The sequence below is a fragment of the Mitsuaria sp. MSU3D genome (assembly GCF_056867975.1).
In genome coordinates this window covers 4,687,789-4,704,096 of record NZ_CP200314.1, presented here as the reverse complement: position 1 = coordinate 4,704,096, position 16,308 = coordinate 4,687,789, and the positions used below count along the sequence as shown (strand labels likewise).

Annotated in this window: 16 protein-coding genes; 7 read left to right on the top strand and 9 right to left on the bottom strand. The window is 68.7% G+C overall.

Annotated elements, in window-relative coordinates:
• Nucleotides 1–124 precede the first annotated feature (124 nt).
• On the top strand, nucleotides 125–1,030 hold the full coding sequence (locus tag AC1VNM_RS20660; RefSeq protein WP_483108140.1) for a hypothetical protein: 906 nt from the start codon (nucleotides 125–127) through the stop codon (nucleotides 1,028–1,030).
• A 77-nt stretch (nucleotides 1,031–1,107) separates the two neighbouring features.
• On the opposite strand, the gene AC1VNM_RS20655 is transcribed toward AC1VNM_RS20660, so the two are convergent.
• A complete protein-coding gene (locus AC1VNM_RS20655; protein WP_331614856.1) occupies nucleotides 1,108–1,635 on the bottom strand; it encodes a flavin reductase family protein in 528 nt (175 codons plus the stop codon).
• Nucleotides 1,636–1,670: 35 nt separating this feature from the next.
• Here AC1VNM_RS20655 and AC1VNM_RS20650 point away from each other — a divergent pair, with 35 nt between their 5' ends.
• Both AC1VNM_RS20650 and AC1VNM_RS20645 read left to right on the top strand, forming a co-directional pair.
• On the top strand, nucleotides 1,671–2,633 hold the full coding sequence (locus AC1VNM_RS20650; protein ID WP_483108139.1) for a M48 family metallopeptidase: 963 nt from the start codon (nucleotides 1,671–1,673) through the stop codon (nucleotides 2,631–2,633).
• A gap of 172 nt (nucleotides 2,634–2,805) precedes the next feature.
• Nucleotides 2,806–4,410 (top strand): hybrid sensor histidine kinase/response regulator, encoded by a 1,605-nt coding sequence (locus AC1VNM_RS20645; RefSeq protein ID WP_483108138.1) that lies wholly within the window; start codon nucleotides 2,806–2,808, stop codon nucleotides 4,408–4,410.
• 46 nt (nucleotides 4,411–4,456) lie between these two features.
• Here AC1VNM_RS20645 and AC1VNM_RS20640 read toward each other — a convergent pair whose 3' ends face one another.
• The 4 genes from AC1VNM_RS20640 to AC1VNM_RS20625 all read right to left on the bottom strand — a co-directional run bounded on the left by AC1VNM_RS20640 (nucleotide 4,457) and on the right by AC1VNM_RS20625 (nucleotide 6,906).
• Complete coding sequence (locus AC1VNM_RS20640; protein ID WP_483108137.1) at nucleotides 4,457–5,104, bottom strand: MBL fold metallo-hydrolase; 648 nt, start codon at nucleotides 5,102–5,104, stop codon at nucleotides 4,457–4,459.
• A 103-nt stretch (nucleotides 5,105–5,207) separates the two neighbouring features.
• Nucleotides 5,208–5,747 carry a hypothetical protein gene (locus AC1VNM_RS20635; RefSeq protein WP_483108136.1) on the bottom strand — a complete coding sequence of 180 codons (540 nt, stop codon included), beginning with the start codon at nucleotides 5,745–5,747 and terminating at the stop codon, nucleotides 5,208–5,210.
• Nucleotides 5,748–5,848: 101 nt separating this feature from the next.
• Complete coding sequence (locus tag AC1VNM_RS20630; protein WP_483108135.1) at nucleotides 5,849–6,502, bottom strand: glutathione S-transferase family protein; 654 nt, start codon at nucleotides 6,500–6,502, stop codon at nucleotides 5,849–5,851.
• A gap of 95 nt (nucleotides 6,503–6,597) precedes the next feature.
• Nucleotides 6,598–6,906, bottom strand: coding sequence for a hypothetical protein (locus AC1VNM_RS20625; protein WP_483108134.1), 309 nt, complete (start codon nucleotides 6,904–6,906; stop codon nucleotides 6,598–6,600).
• A 183-nt stretch (nucleotides 6,907–7,089) separates the two neighbouring features.
• Here AC1VNM_RS20625 and AC1VNM_RS20620 point away from each other — a divergent pair, with 183 nt between their 5' ends.
• Nucleotides 7,090–7,557, top strand: coding sequence for a VOC family protein (locus AC1VNM_RS20620; RefSeq protein WP_483108133.1), 468 nt, complete (start codon nucleotides 7,090–7,092; stop codon nucleotides 7,555–7,557).
• A 128-nt stretch (nucleotides 7,558–7,685) separates the two neighbouring features.
• On the opposite strand, the gene AC1VNM_RS20615 is transcribed toward AC1VNM_RS20620, so the two are convergent.
• The 3 genes from AC1VNM_RS20615 to AC1VNM_RS20605 all read right to left on the bottom strand — a co-directional run bounded on the left by AC1VNM_RS20615 (nucleotide 7,686) and on the right by AC1VNM_RS20605 (nucleotide 12,176).
• Nucleotides 7,686–10,691, bottom strand: coding sequence for a di-heme oxidoredictase family protein (locus AC1VNM_RS20615; RefSeq protein WP_483108132.1), 3,006 nt, complete (start codon nucleotides 10,689–10,691; stop codon nucleotides 7,686–7,688).
• Between the two features lie 245 nt (nucleotides 10,692–10,936).
• Nucleotides 10,937–11,422: a DUF4148 domain-containing protein gene (locus AC1VNM_RS20610; RefSeq protein ID WP_483108131.1), complete on the bottom strand. Its 486-nt coding sequence runs from the start codon at nucleotides 11,420–11,422 to the stop codon at nucleotides 10,937–10,939.
• Nucleotides 11,423–11,582: 160 nt separating this feature from the next.
• Entirely contained in the window at nucleotides 11,583–12,176 is a 594-nt protein-coding gene (locus AC1VNM_RS20605) for a LuxR C-terminal-related transcriptional regulator (RefSeq protein WP_431100626.1), read from the bottom strand.
• A 281-nt stretch (nucleotides 12,177–12,457) separates the two neighbouring features.
• On the opposite strand from AC1VNM_RS20605, the gene AC1VNM_RS20600 reads away from it, so the two are divergent.
• The gene (locus AC1VNM_RS20600; protein ID WP_377159298.1) at nucleotides 12,458–13,351 is read left to right on the top strand and encodes a LysR family transcriptional regulator; all 894 of its coding nucleotides are present in this window, start codon (nucleotides 12,458–12,460) and stop codon (nucleotides 13,349–13,351) included.
• Nucleotides 13,352–13,465: 114 nt separating this feature from the next.
• Complete coding sequence (locus tag AC1VNM_RS20595; RefSeq protein WP_483108130.1) at nucleotides 13,466–14,770, top strand: epoxide hydrolase family protein; 1,305 nt, start codon at nucleotides 13,466–13,468, stop codon at nucleotides 14,768–14,770.
• Between the two features lie 58 nt (nucleotides 14,771–14,828).
• On the opposite strand, the gene AC1VNM_RS20590 is transcribed toward AC1VNM_RS20595, so the two are convergent.
• Nucleotides 14,829–15,563, bottom strand: coding sequence for a response regulator (locus AC1VNM_RS20590; protein WP_377159300.1), 735 nt, complete (start codon nucleotides 15,561–15,563; stop codon nucleotides 14,829–14,831).
• A 234-nt stretch (nucleotides 15,564–15,797) separates the two neighbouring features.
• Here AC1VNM_RS20590 and AC1VNM_RS20585 point away from each other — a divergent pair, with 234 nt between their 5' ends.
• Nucleotides 15,798–16,241 (top strand): hypothetical protein, encoded by a 444-nt coding sequence (locus tag AC1VNM_RS20585; RefSeq protein ID WP_377159302.1) that lies wholly within the window; start codon nucleotides 15,798–15,800, stop codon nucleotides 16,239–16,241.
• Nucleotides 16,242–16,308: the final 67 nt, after the last annotated feature.

The window sequence follows — 16,308 nt, the reverse complement described above, 5'->3', positions numbered from 1 at the left end:
CCGGAAAGCGGAAGGCCTCCTTTCGGAGGCCTTCACACTCTTTACACTGGGGCTCCCTCTCGGGTTGGCTTACCAGCGCGTCGGGGACAAGTGTACTCCAGTAATGTCCTAGGACAGGGACGGGATGCTTCCACCAGCCAGCGTATTCGAACAGATCGTCTCCAAGCCTCGATTGGACAGCTATCGCAACTACTGGAAGGTCAGCGCGGATGCAGCGGTTGGCCTGTACATGTGGAACGGCGAAGTCTCCGCGGAGGTGGCGAAGCTACTTTCGTACTTCGAGGTGGCCCTCAGGAACAACATCCACCGAGAGCTGAGCCTCAACGTGACTGGCAACGCAGCCGCGAGCGCCCACTGGTGGGACGCGCTTTCCGGTCAACTACGGTCCGGGACGTTGGACAAGGTTGCGGAGCTCCGTCAGAAGGCGCTTCCTGCAGTTCCAAATGCCGACGAAATCGTTTCGCGGCTGTCCTTCGGGTTTTGGCCGAATGTCTTGACCGGGGTGGCCAAGCATCGAACCTCATTGATGCCTCGAATCCTTCCGGCACATCCGTTGAGCCAGCATGCAGCAGTTCCCAATTGGGCAAATGCCGTTGCCCGACGGAATGCATTGACGGAGTTCTTCGAAATCAAAGACCTTCGAAATCGCATCGCGCATCACGAGCCGTTGTGGAAGTTCGCAGCTGTCATGGACACGTCGACATCGCCCGCGACCCTTCTTGCGGCGGCCTCTACGGATGAGGCTTCGAGCCTTGCCCGGTTGACACGCCTGCTCCAGCGTTATGACCATGCGGTCAATGCGCTCTCGCCTGATCTCTTCGCACACATCCGTAGTTCTTCTTGGCGTGCGAGGGTGAACTATCTGCTGTCCAGGCGAGGACTGGACCGCTACAAGGATGGCGCGCATGTCGCAGAACCGAATGCCATCAGCACGCTCGCTCTGCGTCAACAGTTTGCCGCCGTGATGCGGCGGAATCGGCCTGTCCGCCTCGTCGATCAGGCTGGCGAGGGCCTCTTTATCCCAGCCTGAAGAGGCCCATCAACTGCTCGAGACAACGGGAGCGCAGAGGGGCTTTGGACAAAGGGGCTTGATCGACGTGCCGCCGCTCAGATCGGCAGCTCGGTGTAGTACCGCCCGCCGTGGAAGATCAGCGGCTGCGCCTGTTCGGCGCGGGTGCAGGCCTCCACCTCGCCGACGAAGATGACGTGGTCGCCTTCCTCGTACTGGCTGCGGTTGGCGCATTCGAAGACGGCGGCGCAGCCCTCCAGCACCGGCGCGCCGCCGCAGCCTTCCCGGAATCTCACGCCCGCGAAGCGGTCGATGTCGCGCGTGGCGAAGCGCTGCGCGAGTTCCTTCTGATCCGCCGCCAGGATGTTGATCGCGTAGTGCGAGCCGCGGCTGAACACCGGCATCGATCCGGCCCGGCGCGCCAGGCTCCACAGCACCAGCGGCGGGGACAGCGAGACGGAGTTGAACGAGTTGGCCGTCAGGCCGACCAGGGTGCCGTCCTCGGCGCGCGCGGTCACGATGGTGACGCCGGTGGCGAACATCCCGAGCGCCGCGCGGAACTCCTGCGGGTCGAGCGGCGAGGTGGCGCAGGTCGGAGACGGCGTGATCAGGGGCGACTGGGACATGATGACCGGGATTGTCGCCTGCCTAGAATCTCGCCATGGTTGATGCTGACTTCTCTCCCGATGCCGAGGTTCACCTGCCGTCGGCCCCCGCCTACGGCTTCGGTCGTTGCGATTGCCGCCGCTGCGGCGCCGACGGCGCGCCGCGCCAGCCCGCGCGGCGCCTGTTCACCGGCCTGATCGCGGCCGGCGGCGCCATGGCGCTGTCGCCCGCCTGGGCCCAGGACGGGGTCGATGTCGGCAAGCAGAGCCGCTTCACGAAACTGATCTCGGCCGAACAGGTCGAGGCCGCCGCCCAGCAGCAATACGTGCAGATGATGCGGCAGGCGCAATCGCAGAAGGCGCTGGCGCCGCCCAACAACGCGCAGCTGATCCGCCTGCGGGCCATCGCGCAGCGGATCATCCCGTTCGCGGCGGCGTGGAACCCGCGCGCGCAGCAGTGGCGCTGGGAGGTGAACCTGATCGGCAGCAAGGAGCTCAACGCGTTCTGCATGCCGGGCGGGAAGATCGCGTTCTACTACGGCATCCTGCAGCAGCTGCAACTGAGCGACGACGAGGTCGCGATGATCATGGGCCACGAGATGGCCCACGCGCTGCGGGAACACGCCCGCGAGCGCATGGGCAAGAACATGGCCACCAGCGGCGCGATCCAGCTGGGCGCGGCGATCTTCGGCCTGGGCGACTTCGGCCGCGGCGTGGCCAACATCGGCGGGCAGCTGCTGTCGCTGACCTTCAGCCGCGAGGACGAGAGCGAAGCCGACCTGGTCGGCATGGAGCTCGCGGCGCGCGCCGGTTACAACCCGCACGCGGGCATCACGCTGTGGGAAAAGATGGGACAGGCGAGCAAGGGCGCGCCGCCGCAGTTCCTGTCCACGCACCCGTCGGGGCCGACGCGGATCCGCGACATGGAGCGCACCCTGCCTCGGGTGCAAGGCCTCTACGCCCGCGCCGCCAAGCCCGAGCAGCGCTACCAGCCGCCCGCGCCGGCGGCCAGGTCCTGACGGAGATCGGCGGGGGACCTCGGGCAAGCACGGGGAGACACGCCCGGCCTTTCGGGGCCTGATGGCTCGAAAGGCCGATGCCATCGGGCTTCCCTACGGTTAGGTGCTGGCACAGCGATTGCCCACGCGGCCCACGGGGTCCACACTGGCACCTCGTCCAGAAGGGGTCCACATGCCGGGTCAGGAGCCGTCGTCGCACGGGTCGGGTGCATCCACCGCACCCGAGGAAGGCGCCGCGCACGTCGGGGCCGCGCTCGACTACGTCACCGACGCCGTCATCCTGCTGGAACACGACTGGACCATCGAGTTCGTCAATGTCGCCTTCGAACGCGCGAGCGGCCGGCAGCGCGAGGCGCTGATCGGCAGGAATTACTGGACCTGTCTGGCCGGCGCGATGGGCGACCGATTCGACGTCGAGGCCCGGTCCGCGATGCAGACGCGCGCCGCGCACATCTACGAGGAATTCAACGCCCGCCTCAGCAAGTGGTTCGAGTGCCGGGCCTTCCCGTGCGAACACGGCCTGGTGGTGCTGTTCATCGACGTCACGATGCGCAAGGCCGATGAGCTGACGCGCGTGGACTTCGAGGAAAAGCTGATGCGCATCCAGCGGATGGAATCGCTGGGCACGCTCGCGGGCGGCGTGGCGCACGACTTCAACAACATCCTGGCGGCGATCCTCGGACACGCGGGGATGATGCTCGACGAGCTGCCGGCGGCGTCGCCGCTGCGCGCGCACATGCAGCAGATCAAGCGGGCCGGCGACCGGGCACGCGACATCGTGCAGCGCATCCTGGCCTACGCGCGGGGCGGCGGACATGAGTTGTCCAAGCACCGCCTGCGTCCGCTGGTCGAGGACAGCATCGGTCTGCTGCGCTCGACGCTGCCGGCGTCGGTGCGGCTGACGGTGGACCTGCACGGGGACGACTGCGTGGCGACGGTCGATCCGGCGGAGGTCCAGCAGGTGGTGCTGAACCTCTGCACGAACGCCTGGCAGGCGATGCCGGGCGGCCATGGGCGGCTGCATGTCGGGCTGCGCGCGGTGCAGTTCGACGTGCCGCACGCGTTCGCGATCGGCCGCGTGGCGCCGACGCACTACGCGGAGCTCAGCGTGCGCGACGACGGCCACGGCATGGAGGAGGACGTGGCGAAGCGGCTGTTCGAGCCCTTCTTCACGACCAAGCCGCGGGGTCAGGGCACGGGGCTGGGGCTGCACATCGTGCACGGCATCGTGCATGCGCACGGCGGCGCGATCGACGTGCAGTCGCGGCCGGGGAAGGGGACCGTGTTCTCGGTCTATCTGCCGGTGGTGGGCAGCGAGGCGGCGCCGCTGGACACGGCGGCGCTGGCGCGGGTCGCCGACCCTGGCACGGGCGAGCATGTGCTCTATGTCGACGACGATCCGATCGTCCTGATGATGGTCGAGGCGCTGCTGAAGAAGGCGGGCTACGACGTCCGCACCTACGCCGAGCCGGCCGACTGCCTGGCGGACATCGAGCAGGGCCGCGTGCCGGTGCAGCTGCTGATCACCGACTTCAACATGCCGGGCATGAACGGCCTGGAACTGGCGGTGGCGGTGCGCGCGACCCTGCCGGCGGTGCCGGTGATCATCACGACGGGCTACATCGGGGACGAGCTCACCGACTCGGCCGACCGCATGGGCGGCGTGGCGGTGCTGCAGAAGGAGCGCAGCTTCGAGGAGCTCGTGGAGCTCGCCGCGTTGGCGCTGCGGGGCTTCCCGGAGTCGCGGTTCCTCGATACGGGGTTGTCGCCGCTCTGAGGGCGTTCCGGGGCCGCTGCAAACGCTGTCGGGAGACGGTGAGGCCTCAGCCCCAGCGCCCGCCGACGAAGGGGTTGGTGCGGCGTTCCTCGCCGAAGCTGCTTTCCGGCCCGTGGCCGGGCACGAAGACGGTGTCGTCGCCCATCGGCCAGAGGCGCTCGTTGATGGAGCGGATCAGCGTGTCGTGGTCGCCGCCGGGGAAGTCGGTGCGGCCGATGCTGCCGGCGAAGAGCACGTCGCCGACGAAGCAGCGCTTCGCGCTCGCGGAGTGGAAGACGACGTGGCCGGGCGTGTGCCCGGGGCAGTGGCGCACGGTCAGGGTCTCGTGGCCGATCTGGACGGTGTCGCCGTCCTCGAGCCAGCGCGTGGGCGTGAACATCTTGGCCGGCGGGAAGCCGAACATCGCGGACTGCTGAGGCAGTCCGTCGATCCAGAACTGGTCGCCCTGATGCGGTCCGATGATGGGCAGGCCGCGCAGACGCGCGAGCTCGCCGGTGCCGCCGGCGTGGTCGATGTGGGCGTGGGTCAGCCAGATCGCCTTCAGCGTCAGGCCCAGGCGCTCGACCTCGGCAAGCAGGCGCGGGATCTCGCCGCCCGGATCGACGATCGCGGCTTCCTGCGTGGCGTCGCACCAGACGATCGAGCAGTTCTGGCGGAAGGGGGTGACGGGGACGGTCTGGTCGCGGAGGGGCATGGGGGGCGGAGGTTCTGCTGGGATGCAGACTGAAGGATGCCATGACCCTCCAAGCAGGACACGGCGCCGACGAGGGGTCGATGACATCCTGGCGGTAAAGGAGTCAAGTCCGCAGCCGCGCCACCGCCCAGCCCAACGCCGGCCACGCGACCCGGCGGACGAGGAACGAGCTCAGCGCCAGCACCGATCCAACGAGGATCGGCAGGATCGGGCCGAAGGTCCACGCCATGCCGAGGACGAAGCCGAGCAGGTACTCCGCGCGATAGGTGGGGAACGCGACGCCGCTGAGCAGGATTGCGAGCAGCACGACCGCCGCGTGATCGGACGTTCCGAGGCTGAAGGCCAGCGAGAGTCCGATGCCCGCGCAGGCGGCGCCCAGCGCGGCGATCAGGATGGCGCGTGTCGCCGGGCCGGAGGTCGCTCGGCGCAGGAAGCGGCCGGAGAGGAACCACGCCAATGCCGGCAGGGCCACGATGCCCCAGCCGTTGGACACGGACGGCAGGTCGGGATTCGCGAGCAGGTGATGGCTGACGATGCCGCCGTGCGTCCACTGCCACGCGAGATGCGCGAGCTCGAGCACCGCGACCAGGATCGTGATCAGCGCGCGGGTGCGGCGCGTGCCCGTGGCGGTGGTGAGGGACATCGCTCGCTCCTTGAATGGAAGAAGCGGCGATGGTCCGTGAGGGGGCCAGGCGTTGCGCGGCGAAAGCGATGAGACGTCGAATGCGTCGGATGGGACGGCGATCAGCGCGGCTGCGGTGCTCGCGTGTTCACCGCCAACTGGTCGGCGAACGCCCGTTGGTAAGCCGGCCGCGACTCGCCGCGCGCGACATAGGCGGCCAGTCGCGGGACCTCGTCGAGGAGACCGGTCGATCGCAATCGCAGCAGCACGTGCACCATCATCAGGTCCGCGGCGTTGAAGGCGCCGTCGAGCCAGTCGGCATCGCCCAGCCGCGCCGACAGCTGTTGCAATCGCGTGCGCACACGCGCTTCCAGCGTGGGGAGTCGGGCGGCGTACCAAGGCTGGTCGCGCTCGAACAACCGGGCCATCGTCAGCTCGAGGATCGGCGGCTCCAGGGTGTTCACCGCGGCGAAGACCCAGGCGACGGCGCGCGCTCGCGCATCGGCGTCGTCAGGCAAGAGGCCGGGATGCTGGTGACCGATGTGCAGGACGATCGCCCCCGTCTCGAAGAGCGCCAGCCCGCCTTCCTCGTAGGTGGGAATCTGGCCGAAGGGGTTGAGCGCCAGGTGCGCCGGCTCCTTCATGGCCTGGAAGGAGACGAGGCGGACGTCGTAGTCCAGCCCCGCCTCCTCCAGCGCCCAGCGGACGCGCGTGTCGCGTGCCAGCCCTTTGCCCCCGTCGGGTGAGCGTTCGAAAGCGGTGATGGTGATGGTCATGGCGTCGATCCTTGCACGAGGCGTGTAGGGGAACGACGAATGACCCTCACCGCGATCGACAGTTCAGCGCGAGAAAGCGCGCGCGGGGAGCGTCCTTACCGACCGGCGCGGAAGCCCCGAGCTGCCAGTCGCGCGAGGACGGCAACGACCACGAGGGCCACGCCGTCAAGGACGAACAGCTCGACGCCCGGACCTGCCCGCTTGGCCATGTCGGTGGATTGACCGAAGTGGCTCGCGCCGATGCCATAGGCTTCGACGAAGCTCATGGCGGTGATCCACGCCGCCGTCGCGGCAATCGCGATGGCGGCCACCGTGGCCACGTTGGCCTTCAGATAACTCGTCTTCCTGCGCGTGATGGTCGGCACGTGGTCCGCGCCCGCCGCCACGTCGATATCTGCCTGCATGTTGATTCCTCCGTCTGTCCGAGGAGGCGTTGTATGAGGAGAGCCCTTTTGAATGGCCCGGCGTGTCGTGAACTGCGGAATGGGGCGTTGAATGGGGCCGAGCCGAGGCCAGACGGAGGCGCGCCTGGGGCGCGTGAGCGACGATGGTTGCGGGGCGAAACGCTCGCATGCTTCAATCACCGCATGCCCCAAGACGCCGCCTTCCTGTCCGGCACCGAGAACCTCTCGATGTCCTCGGCCACGGTCATTCCGGTGCTGCACTACCCCGATGTGGCGGCCGCGGCGGCGTGGTTGGTCCGTGTCTTCGGCTTCACCGAGCGCCTGCGCATCGGTGGCCATCGCGTACAGCTCGATATCGGCGCCGGCGCGATGGTGGTGGCGCAAGGCGATGCGCCAGCGGAGCCCGTCTTCTCCATCATGGTCCGCGTCGCGAGCGCGGACCGGCACGCCGCGCGAGCCGCGGCCGAGGGCGCCAAGGTCCTGTCCCAGCCGCACTCGTTCCCGTACGGAGAGCGCCAGTACACCGTGTCGGACCTGGCGGGCTACGTGTGGACGTTCTCGCAGTCCGAGCGCGATGTGCATCCGGGCGATTGGGGCGGGGAGCTCGTCGCCGCGTGTTCGGATGTGACGCGGCCTGCCGGCGGCGGCTGAAGCGCTCAAGAGCACTAAAAAATCGGCCTGGTGCGCCCCCGAGCTCGAAGACGCCATGAGCGTCTCTCCGCTGCGAGTTGCGCACCAGGCCGTCGCCTGGGCGGAGGAGTCGCCTCCCCGTCTGATCCTTAGAGCGAGTTGAGGAACGCCAGCAGCGCCTCCCGGTCCGCCGTGCTCAGCTTGACGAAGCGCTGACGGCTGGCGTCGCCTTCGCCGCCGTGCCACAGCACCGCCTCGGTCAGCGTGCGGGCGCGGCCGTCGTGCAGATAACCGACCTTCACGCCGGTGCCCGCCACGCGCTCGGTGTACCCGATGCCCCACAGGGCCGACGTGCGCCACTGGCTGCCGCTCGCCTGCGATTCGGCGAAGTTGTCGGCCAGCTCGCTGCCCATGTCATGCAGCAGCAGGTCGGTGTAGGGCTTGATGGTCTGGTTGCGCATCTCGGCCAGCTCGGTGCCCGCGCCCGTCTTCATCTCCGCGATGTGGCAGGCCGTGCAACGGATGGTGGAGAACACCTTCGATCCCGCCGCGACCTTCACCGGATCCACGTCCAGATAGGACAGCGGCGTCACGCCCTTCGGGAAGCCGCTGACCACGCTGCGCTGCGCCGGCACGCCCAGCTGGGCCACGTAGCGCGAGAGCAGCTGCAGCTCGGCCTCGGACACGCCCTTTTCCACCTTCTTGTTGTTGCACTGGGCCGGGCCGGCCAGGCAGTCGCGGTTCGGGTAGACCGGGGATGTGACCGACATGTCCAGCAGCAGCGCATTGGCCGTCTGGTGACGCAGGCTCACCTTGGCCGCCTTCCAGCCGTAGCGACCCACGCGCACGGCGCCGGTCTCCGGGTCGTAGACCAGGTTGGCCTGGCCCTTCACACCGTCCTCGTCCGGCGTGCTGCGCACCCGCGACAGGATGTCCGCGTCGGTGATCGCCTCCAGCAGACCCATGCCGATCACGGGCTGCGCGCTGCGCAGCGAGTACACCGTCGGCGTCGGGCCGTCGAAGCTGACCTTGGGCTTGCTCAAGGTCACGACGGTGCCGTCGGCCAGCGTGACGTTCTTCGTGTCGAAGCCGGCGACGCGCACGCCGTTGCCCCAGTCCTGCGCCGCACCGGTGCTGAGCGAGCGGGCGTTCATCTGCACGGCCTCGCCGTAGACCGGGTGGGGCAGCTGCTTGCCGTTGCCGTCCAGCGCGGCCACGCGCACGGCCATGGTGTCCAGGCGCTGGTTGAGCACCTGCGGCGCCAGGCTGCGGCCGTTGTTGATGTGGCAGCCGAAGCAGTTGGTCTGGTTGAAGCGCGGACCCTGCAGCTTCACCGCGTCGGTGTTGCGATCGTTGCCCTGCTCGTTGTGATCGCCGGTCCACATGTTGGTGTGGAACCAGCGCCGGCCTTCGACGAAGGTCTGCATGTTCTTCATGCCGATCTGCGTATTCGGCTGCTGGAACATGAAGGTCGAGTTGTCCGCGTAGTCGTAGGAGATCGACCCCGTGCCGCCCGACAGCGTCTCGACCGGCAGCGGCGCGTTGTTCAGCCGCGGCTGGATGCCGTACTGCGGACGCAGGCCGCTGCCCACCACATAGGTCACCTCGTTGGTGTAGTAGCGGAAGTTGCCGTTGTCCTGGATCGCGTCCATCGCCGCGCGGCTGGAGAAGAACGAGCCGGTGAACTCGATCGCGTCGCCCACCTTGAGGTTGCGCGACGGGATGTTGACGCCGTTGGGCACCATCACGCCGTTGGCATTGGGCGCCAGGTCGGAGTGGCCGGGCACGTTGTCCAGCACCACGGAGCAGCCGTCGTTCGCGCCGACGATGCCGCCGTAGCCCGTGGTGGGCCGGGCCAGTGCGCCTTCGGGCGGCTTGGGCACCACCGGGCAGGAGGTCTTGTCGACGAATCCGTCCGTGTAGGTGGTGTTGTCCAGCAGCCGGCCCGGCGACATCCAGCCGTAGCCGGTGACGTTCGGATCATCGATGCGGCGGAAGAAGGAATGACCGCCGCCGCGCTGCGCCTGCTGGTAGTACTGGTTGACGATGATGCTCGGCTTGGTGACGCCGGCCACGCGGCTGTTGTCGATGAACTCGACGCCCCAGGTGCGGTTCTTGAAGTAGTTGGCGATGAAGTTCAGGTACGCGCCCGGGCCCTTGTCCTGCGGCTTGCCGTTGGCATCCACGGTGTCGTTGGGGCCGAAGCCGATCTCGTTCCAGTCCTCGCCGCGCTCGCGTCCATGGCGCGAGCGGCCCACGAAGCCGAAGCGCGTCACCAGCGTGCCGTCGGGCAGCGTGAACTGCACCTGCTCCAGCGTGGGCGGCGTCGCCGGCGTGACCACGGTGCTGTTCGCGGGCGGCGTGGGCACGGCCGAGGCGGTGAGCATCGGCAGCGTGTTGTCGCTGCCGGGCGAGCTGAAGCTGACCTCGAGCAGCGAGTAGCCGTACTGCGTGCCGCGGGCCACGCCCTGCAGGCGCACGTAGCGCGCGTTGGCGTTCAGGTTGAAGAACTCTTCCGTCCCGCCCTTGCCGCCGGCCACGTAGCGCAGCTGGTACCAGGTCTGGCCGTCATCGGAGACCTGGATCGCGTACTCCTTGCCATACGCGTTCTGCCACACCAGCTTCATGTAGCCGACCGGCGTCTTGGTGCCGAAGTCGAACTGGATCCAGGCCTTGTCGTCGAAGGCGCTGGCCCAGCGCGTGTTCAGGTCGCCGTCGAGTGTCTTCTGGGCGGTGTCGCCGTTGTTCTCCAGCGCGCTGGACGTCGCCGTGATGCCGGTGATGGCCTTGCCGGGCTTGCTGATGTCCAGGCCGGTGGGCGATTGCAGCGACGGGGGCAGCGCGGGCGTCGTGGGGCTGCCGCTGTCGCCGCCGGTGGGCAGGCTTGGCGGCGCGGGCGCGGGCGGAGGCAGTTCGGGTTCGTCGCCGACGGGCGCGGACGCCGGAGGCGCGGGGGCCGGACCGGGCGCCGGCGCGGGTGCCGGCGCGCCGGACACCGGCGGGCTGCCGCCTGCGTCCGAGCCGCCGCCACCACCACAACCTGCCAGCGTGCCGACGGCGCTCAGGGCGACGACGGCGCTGAAGACGATTCCCCAGGGGTTTCGCGGGGAAGGGCATGCCGACGTCGGGTCAGCCTCTGAAATGTTGTGGCGCATGGCGCTCCTGCAGGTCCGTAGAACGAGACACCCGGGGAGCGCGCACGAACGCCTGACCCGGGTGGACTTTCACCCCGTTCAAGCAGAGAGCGTGCCGGTTGCGGTTGGTCACAGAGTGCGGTCAGCGTTGCAAAACGCGAGCGCGCGACGCCTGACCCTAATCCCAAAGAGGTATTTGCGCGATGTGCGGATCGAGGGGCAGGGTCAGGTTTTGTCACGTCTGACATCAGACGCGACAAATAGTGTCACTTCGACAGGCTGGCGCTGGCCGTGGTCACGAGGAGCGCGCGTTGGCCGGCCGCCTCGACACGGGCGAGCTGCTCGGGTGTCGCGATCACGAGGCCGTCATTCCCCTGGGTGTCCAGCAGACCCAGGCGACGCGCTTCGGACGTCTCCGCCCGGACCTGCTGCCGGGTCTTGGGCGTGCCGGTCAGCGCGGGTTCGTAGTTGTCGCGCTGCGAGCGCTGGAGCTCGCCGCTCGCTTGCGCGGCGGCCAGTTCGGCCAGCACCTCGGCGCGCGTGCGCGGCGTGCCCACGTCGCTGGTCCGCGAGAACGGCGCGTCCTCTTTCCAGTCGCCGTTGTCGCCGGCCGCGTGGGCGCGGATCAGGTCGGCCTGGACTTGCACGCGGGGGAGCGCGGCGGTCTGCGCGGCGGCGGGTTGCGCGATGGCGGCGAGCGTCGCGGCGATGAGGGTGGCGGCGAACAAGGTGCGGGACGTGGCGGTGGTCATGTCGGACTCCAGTGAAGGGTTGGGGTTGGCGTGGGATGGATTTCATCCGTCGCAGGTATCTGGGGTTTGTCCCCGCCCCGTGCTTTCAGCAAGAGCCTGTATGCGCGCCGACGCGCGATACATGGCGGTACAAGCGCGCGATCCGCCGATGCCCGCCGCGCTACGCGATGGGCGCGAAATCGTTCGCCAGGCCGCGTGCCAGCGCGATGGCCGCCGCATGGGTGCGCGAGTTGGCGCCGAGCTTGCTCATGATGGCGCCCACGTGCGACTTGACCGTGCCGAGCTCGATGTCCAGGGAGCGCGCGATCGTCTTGTTCGACTCGCCGGCGGCCACGAGACGCAGCACCTCCGTTTCGCGCGAGGTCAGCGCCGTGCGCGTCAGGCTGTCGGCCATGCGCTGCGCCACGGTCAGTCCCAGATAACGCTGACCGCGCGCCGCCGCGGTCACGCCTTCGACCAGCTCGCTGAGCGGGCCGCCGAGCAGCAGGTAGCCATGCACGCCCGCCTCGATCGCACCGCGGATGTCGGCCTCGCGCCCGTGGCTGGTCAGGGCGACGACCCGTGCGCCGTCCAGGCGCTGCAGGGCGCGCTGTCCCGGCGCCGCGAGCCGCAGGGCGTCCTGCAGGTCCGAGACCACGACGTCGATGGGCGGATCCTGCCGCCGCTCGTCGACGCCGTCCTTGAACACGTCGATGCCGCCGTGCTCCCCGAGCGCGGCGGTGATGCCCACGCAGAGCAGGGGATCCGGATGCATGACCAGGACGCGGATCCGGGGCGTCGTGGAACGGGGCGTCGTGACATGGGGCGGTTGGGACGGGAACATCATGGACTTGCCTGGCGAAGTGGTCGGAATGCTTGGCGCCGCCGGCATCGGCCGACGGGGTGTCATGGCGCCGACTCTAGAAGTGGAGCCCCCCGCGCAGCAAGACGCTGACCGCCAAAGTGCTTTTGTGATTTCGACAAAGATCGCCGCCGCGATCTAATCGAGTTCGCGCACATGAGAGTCCGGAGGTCCCCATGGATCGGATCGCTGCAATGAACGCCTTCGTCCGTGTCGTCGAGGCCGGCAACTTCACCAAGGCCGCGGAGTCGCTCTCCCTGCCCAACGCGAGCGTGACGCGCCAGATCCAGAGCCTGGAGCAGGACCTGAAGGTGCTCCTGCTGCACCGGACGACCCGCGCCGTCACCGTGACGGCCGAGGGCGCGACCTACTACGAACGTGTCGTGCGGCTGTTGTCGGATCTGGCCGACATCGAGTCCTCGACCCGCCAGTCGAGCGCGAAACCGGTCGGCACCGTGCGTGTCGACGTGCCCGCGGCGATCGCGACGATGGTGCTCGTGCCGGCGCTCGGCGATTTCCGGCGCGCCTATCCGGACGTGAAGATCGAGCTGGGGGTGGGCAACCGCCACACGGACCTGGTCGCGGAAGGTGTCGACTGCGTGATCCGCGCGGGGGAGGTCAGCGAGCAGTTCCTCGTCGCGAGGCGCATCGGCGGCTTCCGCTTCGCCACTTGCGCGACGCCGGCCTTCCTCGACGAGCACGGCACGCCGACGTCTCCGGAAGAGGTCCCCTTCTATCCCACCGTCGGGCTGGCGGGCGGATCGGGCGGGCGCGTGCAGCCGTTCCGCTTCACGCGGGGCGAGGTCCAGCACCGCTTCACGCTCGAGCACACGCTCGTCGTCAACGACACGAACGCCTACCTGGCGGCGGGGCTCGCCGGATTGGGACTGATCCAGGCGCCGTGCTACACGATCGATGCGGCGGTCCTGGACGGACGGCTGGTGTCGCTGCTCGACGAGTGGCATCCCGACGAGAGCCCTGTCCACGTGCTCTACGCGCCGAACCGCTACCTCAGCGCCAAGGTGCGGGTCTTCATCGACTGGACCGTGGACCTGTTCGAGCGCCACGAGCACCTGCGGCGCGGCTGAGGGTTCAGTTCCGCCTACGACTTCAGTCGCAGCGGCGGACGGCGTCAGGTCGGATGTGGTCTCCCTCGGGATCCGCGAGCCTAGCGGCTCCGAACTCCCGAGGACCCACCGAGCATGAACACATACCCGAGCCGACGTCGCCTGCTTGCGGCGGCCGCCGTCGTCGGCGCTTCCAACATGGCCTTGCCCTGGCTGCCCGCCAGCGCCCACGCGGCTGCGCTGAAGGACGCCGCCATCGGCGACAGCACGGCGATCCGCCCGTTCCGCGCCAGCTTTGCGCGCGCGGATCTGGCCGACCTGCGCCGGCGCATCGCATCGATGCGCTGGCCCACGCCGGAGACCGTCACCGACGCGTCTCAAGGTGTCCGGCTGAGGACCATGCAGCAGTTGGCCCGCTACTGGACGCACGGCTACGACTGGCGGCGTCTCGAAGCGCGCCTCAACCGTCATCCCCAGTTCGTCACGACCATCGACGGCGTGGAGATCCACTTCATCCATGTGCGCTCGAAACATGCGAACGCGCTGCCGGTGATCGTGACGCACGGCTGGCCGGGCTCGGTCGTCGAGCAGCTCAAGCTCATCGAGCCGCTGACCGATCCGACGGCGCATGGCGGCCGCGCGGAAGACGCGTTCGACGTGGTGATCCCGTCCCTGCCGGGCCACGGCTTCTCAGGCAAACCGCGGACGACCGGCTGGGATCCCGTGCGCATCGCCCGCGCCTGGGTCGAGCTGATGCGCCGCCTCGGCTACACCCGCTACGTGGCCCAGGGCGGCGACTGGGGCGACGCGGTCACGGAGCAGATGGCCTTGCTCACGCCGCCCGGGCTGATCGGCATCCACGTCAACATGCCGGCGACGCTGCCGCCCGACGTGGCCCGCGCGCTGAAGCTCGGCGAGCCCGCGCCGGCGGGACTGTCGACCGACGAGCAGCAGGCCTTCGACCAGCTCGACGACTTCTTCAAGCACGGCCTGGGTTACGCGCTCGAGATGTCCAACCGGCCTCAGACGCTCTATGCGCTGGAGGACTCGCCGATCGGCCTGGCAGCCTGGATGCTCGACCACGATGCCCGCAGCCAGGCGCTGATCGCCCGTGTGTTCGACGGCCAGGCCGAGGGACTCACGCGCGACGACATCCTCGACAACGTGATGCTGTACTGGCTCACGAAGACGGCGGTGTCCTCGGCCCGGCTCTACTGGGAGAACAAGCTGGAGTTCTTCGCGATCAAGCAGGTCGCGATCCCCGTCGCGGTCAGCGTGTTCCCCGACGAGATCTACGCCGCGCCGCGCAGCTGGACGGAGCGCGCCTACAAGCGGCTCATCCACTTCAACCGCCTGGACAAGGGCGGGCACTTCGCGGCGTGGGAGCAGACCGAGGTCTTCGTCCGCGAGCTGCGCACGGGCTTCGCCAGCCTGCGCTGAGCGCTGTCTGAGCGCCCGACAAGGCGTCGCCCTCGTGCGGCGCCTTGTCATTGCGCGTTCAGGCGCAGGGCGCCACCGCCATCGAGAGCACGTACCCCGCGCTGCGCACCGTCTTGATGTAGCGGGGTTCGCGCGCGTCGTCCCGCAGGCGCAGGCGCAGGCGGCTGACCAGCAGGTCGATCGAGCGCTCGAAGGGCTCCGTCGGGCGACCCTGCGTGAGGCCGAGCAACTGGTCGCGGCTGAGCACGCGCTGTGGATGGTCGAGGAACACGCGCAGCAGCCGGTACTCGGCGCCGCTCAGATCCACCATCGACTCCTGGTCGTCGAGCAGGTGGCGCTCGACGGTGTCGAGCTTCCAGGTGCCGAACGCCAGGCGCGGGACCGTGTCGGTCGACCGCATGTTGGGCGGCAGCATGCGGGTGCGCCGCAGGACGGCGCGGACGCGCGCCAGCAGCTCGCGTTGCGCGACCGGCTTGACCAGGTAGTCGTCGGCGCCCATCTCCAGCCCGAGGATCCGGTCCACTTCGTCGCCGCGCGCGGAGAGCATGAGGATGGGCATCGTCCGGTGCTTGCCGCCGCGCAGCTCGCGGCAGAGGTTCAGCCCGTCGTCGCCGGGCAGTTCGAGGTCGAGCACGATCAGGTCGAACGGGCCCGACTGCTCGAGCGCCGCGCGCAGATGACGTCCGGTCGCGACCGCCGTCACGTGCATCCCGTGTTGCTCGAAGTAGGCCTTCAGCTGCTCGCGCTGCGCGCGATCGCCGTGGACGAGGAGGAGGTGGTCGCTGGTGTTCATCGTCATGCTCGTCGGAACTCGACGCCCATTCTTCGCAAGGAACGGGCGCGCGCCATCCGACCTTCGTCGAAGTGCCGGCTGCATCGAACGGTCGGCCGGCGGCAGGCCGGGACCGTCTGCGACTTTGGAACGAGGCGTCGATGCCGAACCAGTCGGATGGCAGGCGGCGGCGGCCTCCGTAGTCTTCGATGCATGGACGTTATCAGGACGTTCTCGCGACAAGGAGCGCCGACGATGGCAACACTGAAATTCCAATTCGACACCACGCTGACGCCGGAGCAGTTCATCGCCGGGCTCACGGACTTCGGTCCGGGTCGGTCGAAGATCTTCCGCTTCAGCACCGACGACTTCCTGCGGGTGCATCGTCAGGGGCGCACGCAGGCGGTCGTCACCGAGGGCTCGCCCAGCCTCTGGGAGCGGCTGCACTACGACTGGTCCGTCCCGACCCGCGTCGTGCTGACAACGATGGATTCGAATGTCTGGGGCGGCCGGTCGGGACACAGCTACACCTTCCATCCGTTGGCGGGCGGCAGGACACGGCTGGAGGCGGTCGTCGTCCGCGAAGGCCGCAACCTCAAGGGCCGGCTGCTGGGTCTCCTGCTTGGCAGCGTGGGCCGTGGCACCTTGAGGAACGCCTTGGCCGCGGCGATCGCGGCCATGGAGGCGCGGTACGCCTGATGTCGCCGCCCCACGACGCACCCATGACAATTTCTTCAATGCAATGAACGAGCGATCCAGGACGACC

What these genes read in the sequence shown, in the direction of transcription:
- AC1VNM_RS20590 (WP_377159300.1), bottom strand. Translation starts at nt 15,563, where the DNA reads ATGAACACCAGCGACCACCTCCTCCTCGTCCACGGCGATCGCGCGCAG.
- AC1VNM_RS20595 (WP_483108130.1), top strand. Translation starts at nt 13,466, where the DNA reads ATGAACACATACCCGAGCCGACGTCGCCTGCTTGCGGCGGCCGCCGTC.
- AC1VNM_RS20655 (WP_331614856.1), bottom strand. Translation starts at nt 1,635, where the DNA reads ATGTCCCAGTCGCCCCTGATCACGCCGTCTCCGACCTGCGCCACCTCG.
- AC1VNM_RS20620 (WP_483108133.1), top strand. Translation starts at nt 7,090, where the DNA reads ATGCCCCAAGACGCCGCCTTCCTGTCCGGCACCGAGAACCTCTCGATG.
- AC1VNM_RS20650 (WP_483108139.1), top strand. Translation starts at nt 1,671, where the DNA reads ATGGTTGATGCTGACTTCTCTCCCGATGCCGAGGTTCACCTGCCGTCG.
- AC1VNM_RS20615 (WP_483108132.1), bottom strand. Translation starts at nt 10,691, where the DNA reads ATGCGCCACAACATTTCAGAGGCTGACCCGACGTCGGCATGCCCTTCC.
- AC1VNM_RS20600 (WP_377159298.1), top strand. Translation starts at nt 12,458, where the DNA reads ATGAACGCCTTCGTCCGTGTCGTCGAGGCCGGCAACTTCACCAAGGCC.
- AC1VNM_RS20625 (WP_483108134.1), bottom strand. Translation starts at nt 6,906, where the DNA reads ATGCAGGCAGATATCGACGTGGCGGCGGGCGCGGACCACGTGCCGACC.
- AC1VNM_RS20630 (WP_483108135.1), bottom strand. Translation starts at nt 6,502, where the DNA reads ATGACCATCACCATCACCGCTTTCGAACGCTCACCCGACGGGGGCAAA.
- AC1VNM_RS20605 (WP_431100626.1), bottom strand. Translation starts at nt 12,176, where the DNA reads ATGCATCCGGATCCCCTGCTCTGCGTGGGCATCACCGCCGCGCTCGGG.
- AC1VNM_RS20635 (WP_483108136.1), bottom strand. Translation starts at nt 5,747, where the DNA reads ATGTCCCTCACCACCGCCACGGGCACGCGCCGCACCCGCGCGCTGATC.
- AC1VNM_RS20585 (WP_377159302.1), top strand. Translation starts at nt 15,798, where the DNA reads ATGGCAACACTGAAATTCCAATTCGACACCACGCTGACGCCGGAGCAG.
- AC1VNM_RS20660 (WP_483108140.1), top strand. Translation starts at nt 125, where the DNA reads ATGCTTCCACCAGCCAGCGTATTCGAACAGATCGTCTCCAAGCCTCGA.
- AC1VNM_RS20645 (WP_483108138.1), top strand. Translation starts at nt 2,806, where the DNA reads ATGCCGGGTCAGGAGCCGTCGTCGCACGGGTCGGGTGCATCCACCGCA.
- AC1VNM_RS20610 (WP_483108131.1), bottom strand. Translation starts at nt 11,422, where the DNA reads ATGACCACCGCCACGTCCCGCACCTTGTTCGCCGCCACCCTCATCGCC.
- AC1VNM_RS20640 (WP_483108137.1), bottom strand. Translation starts at nt 5,104, where the DNA reads ATGCCCCTCCGCGACCAGACCGTCCCCGTCACCCCCTTCCGCCAGAAC.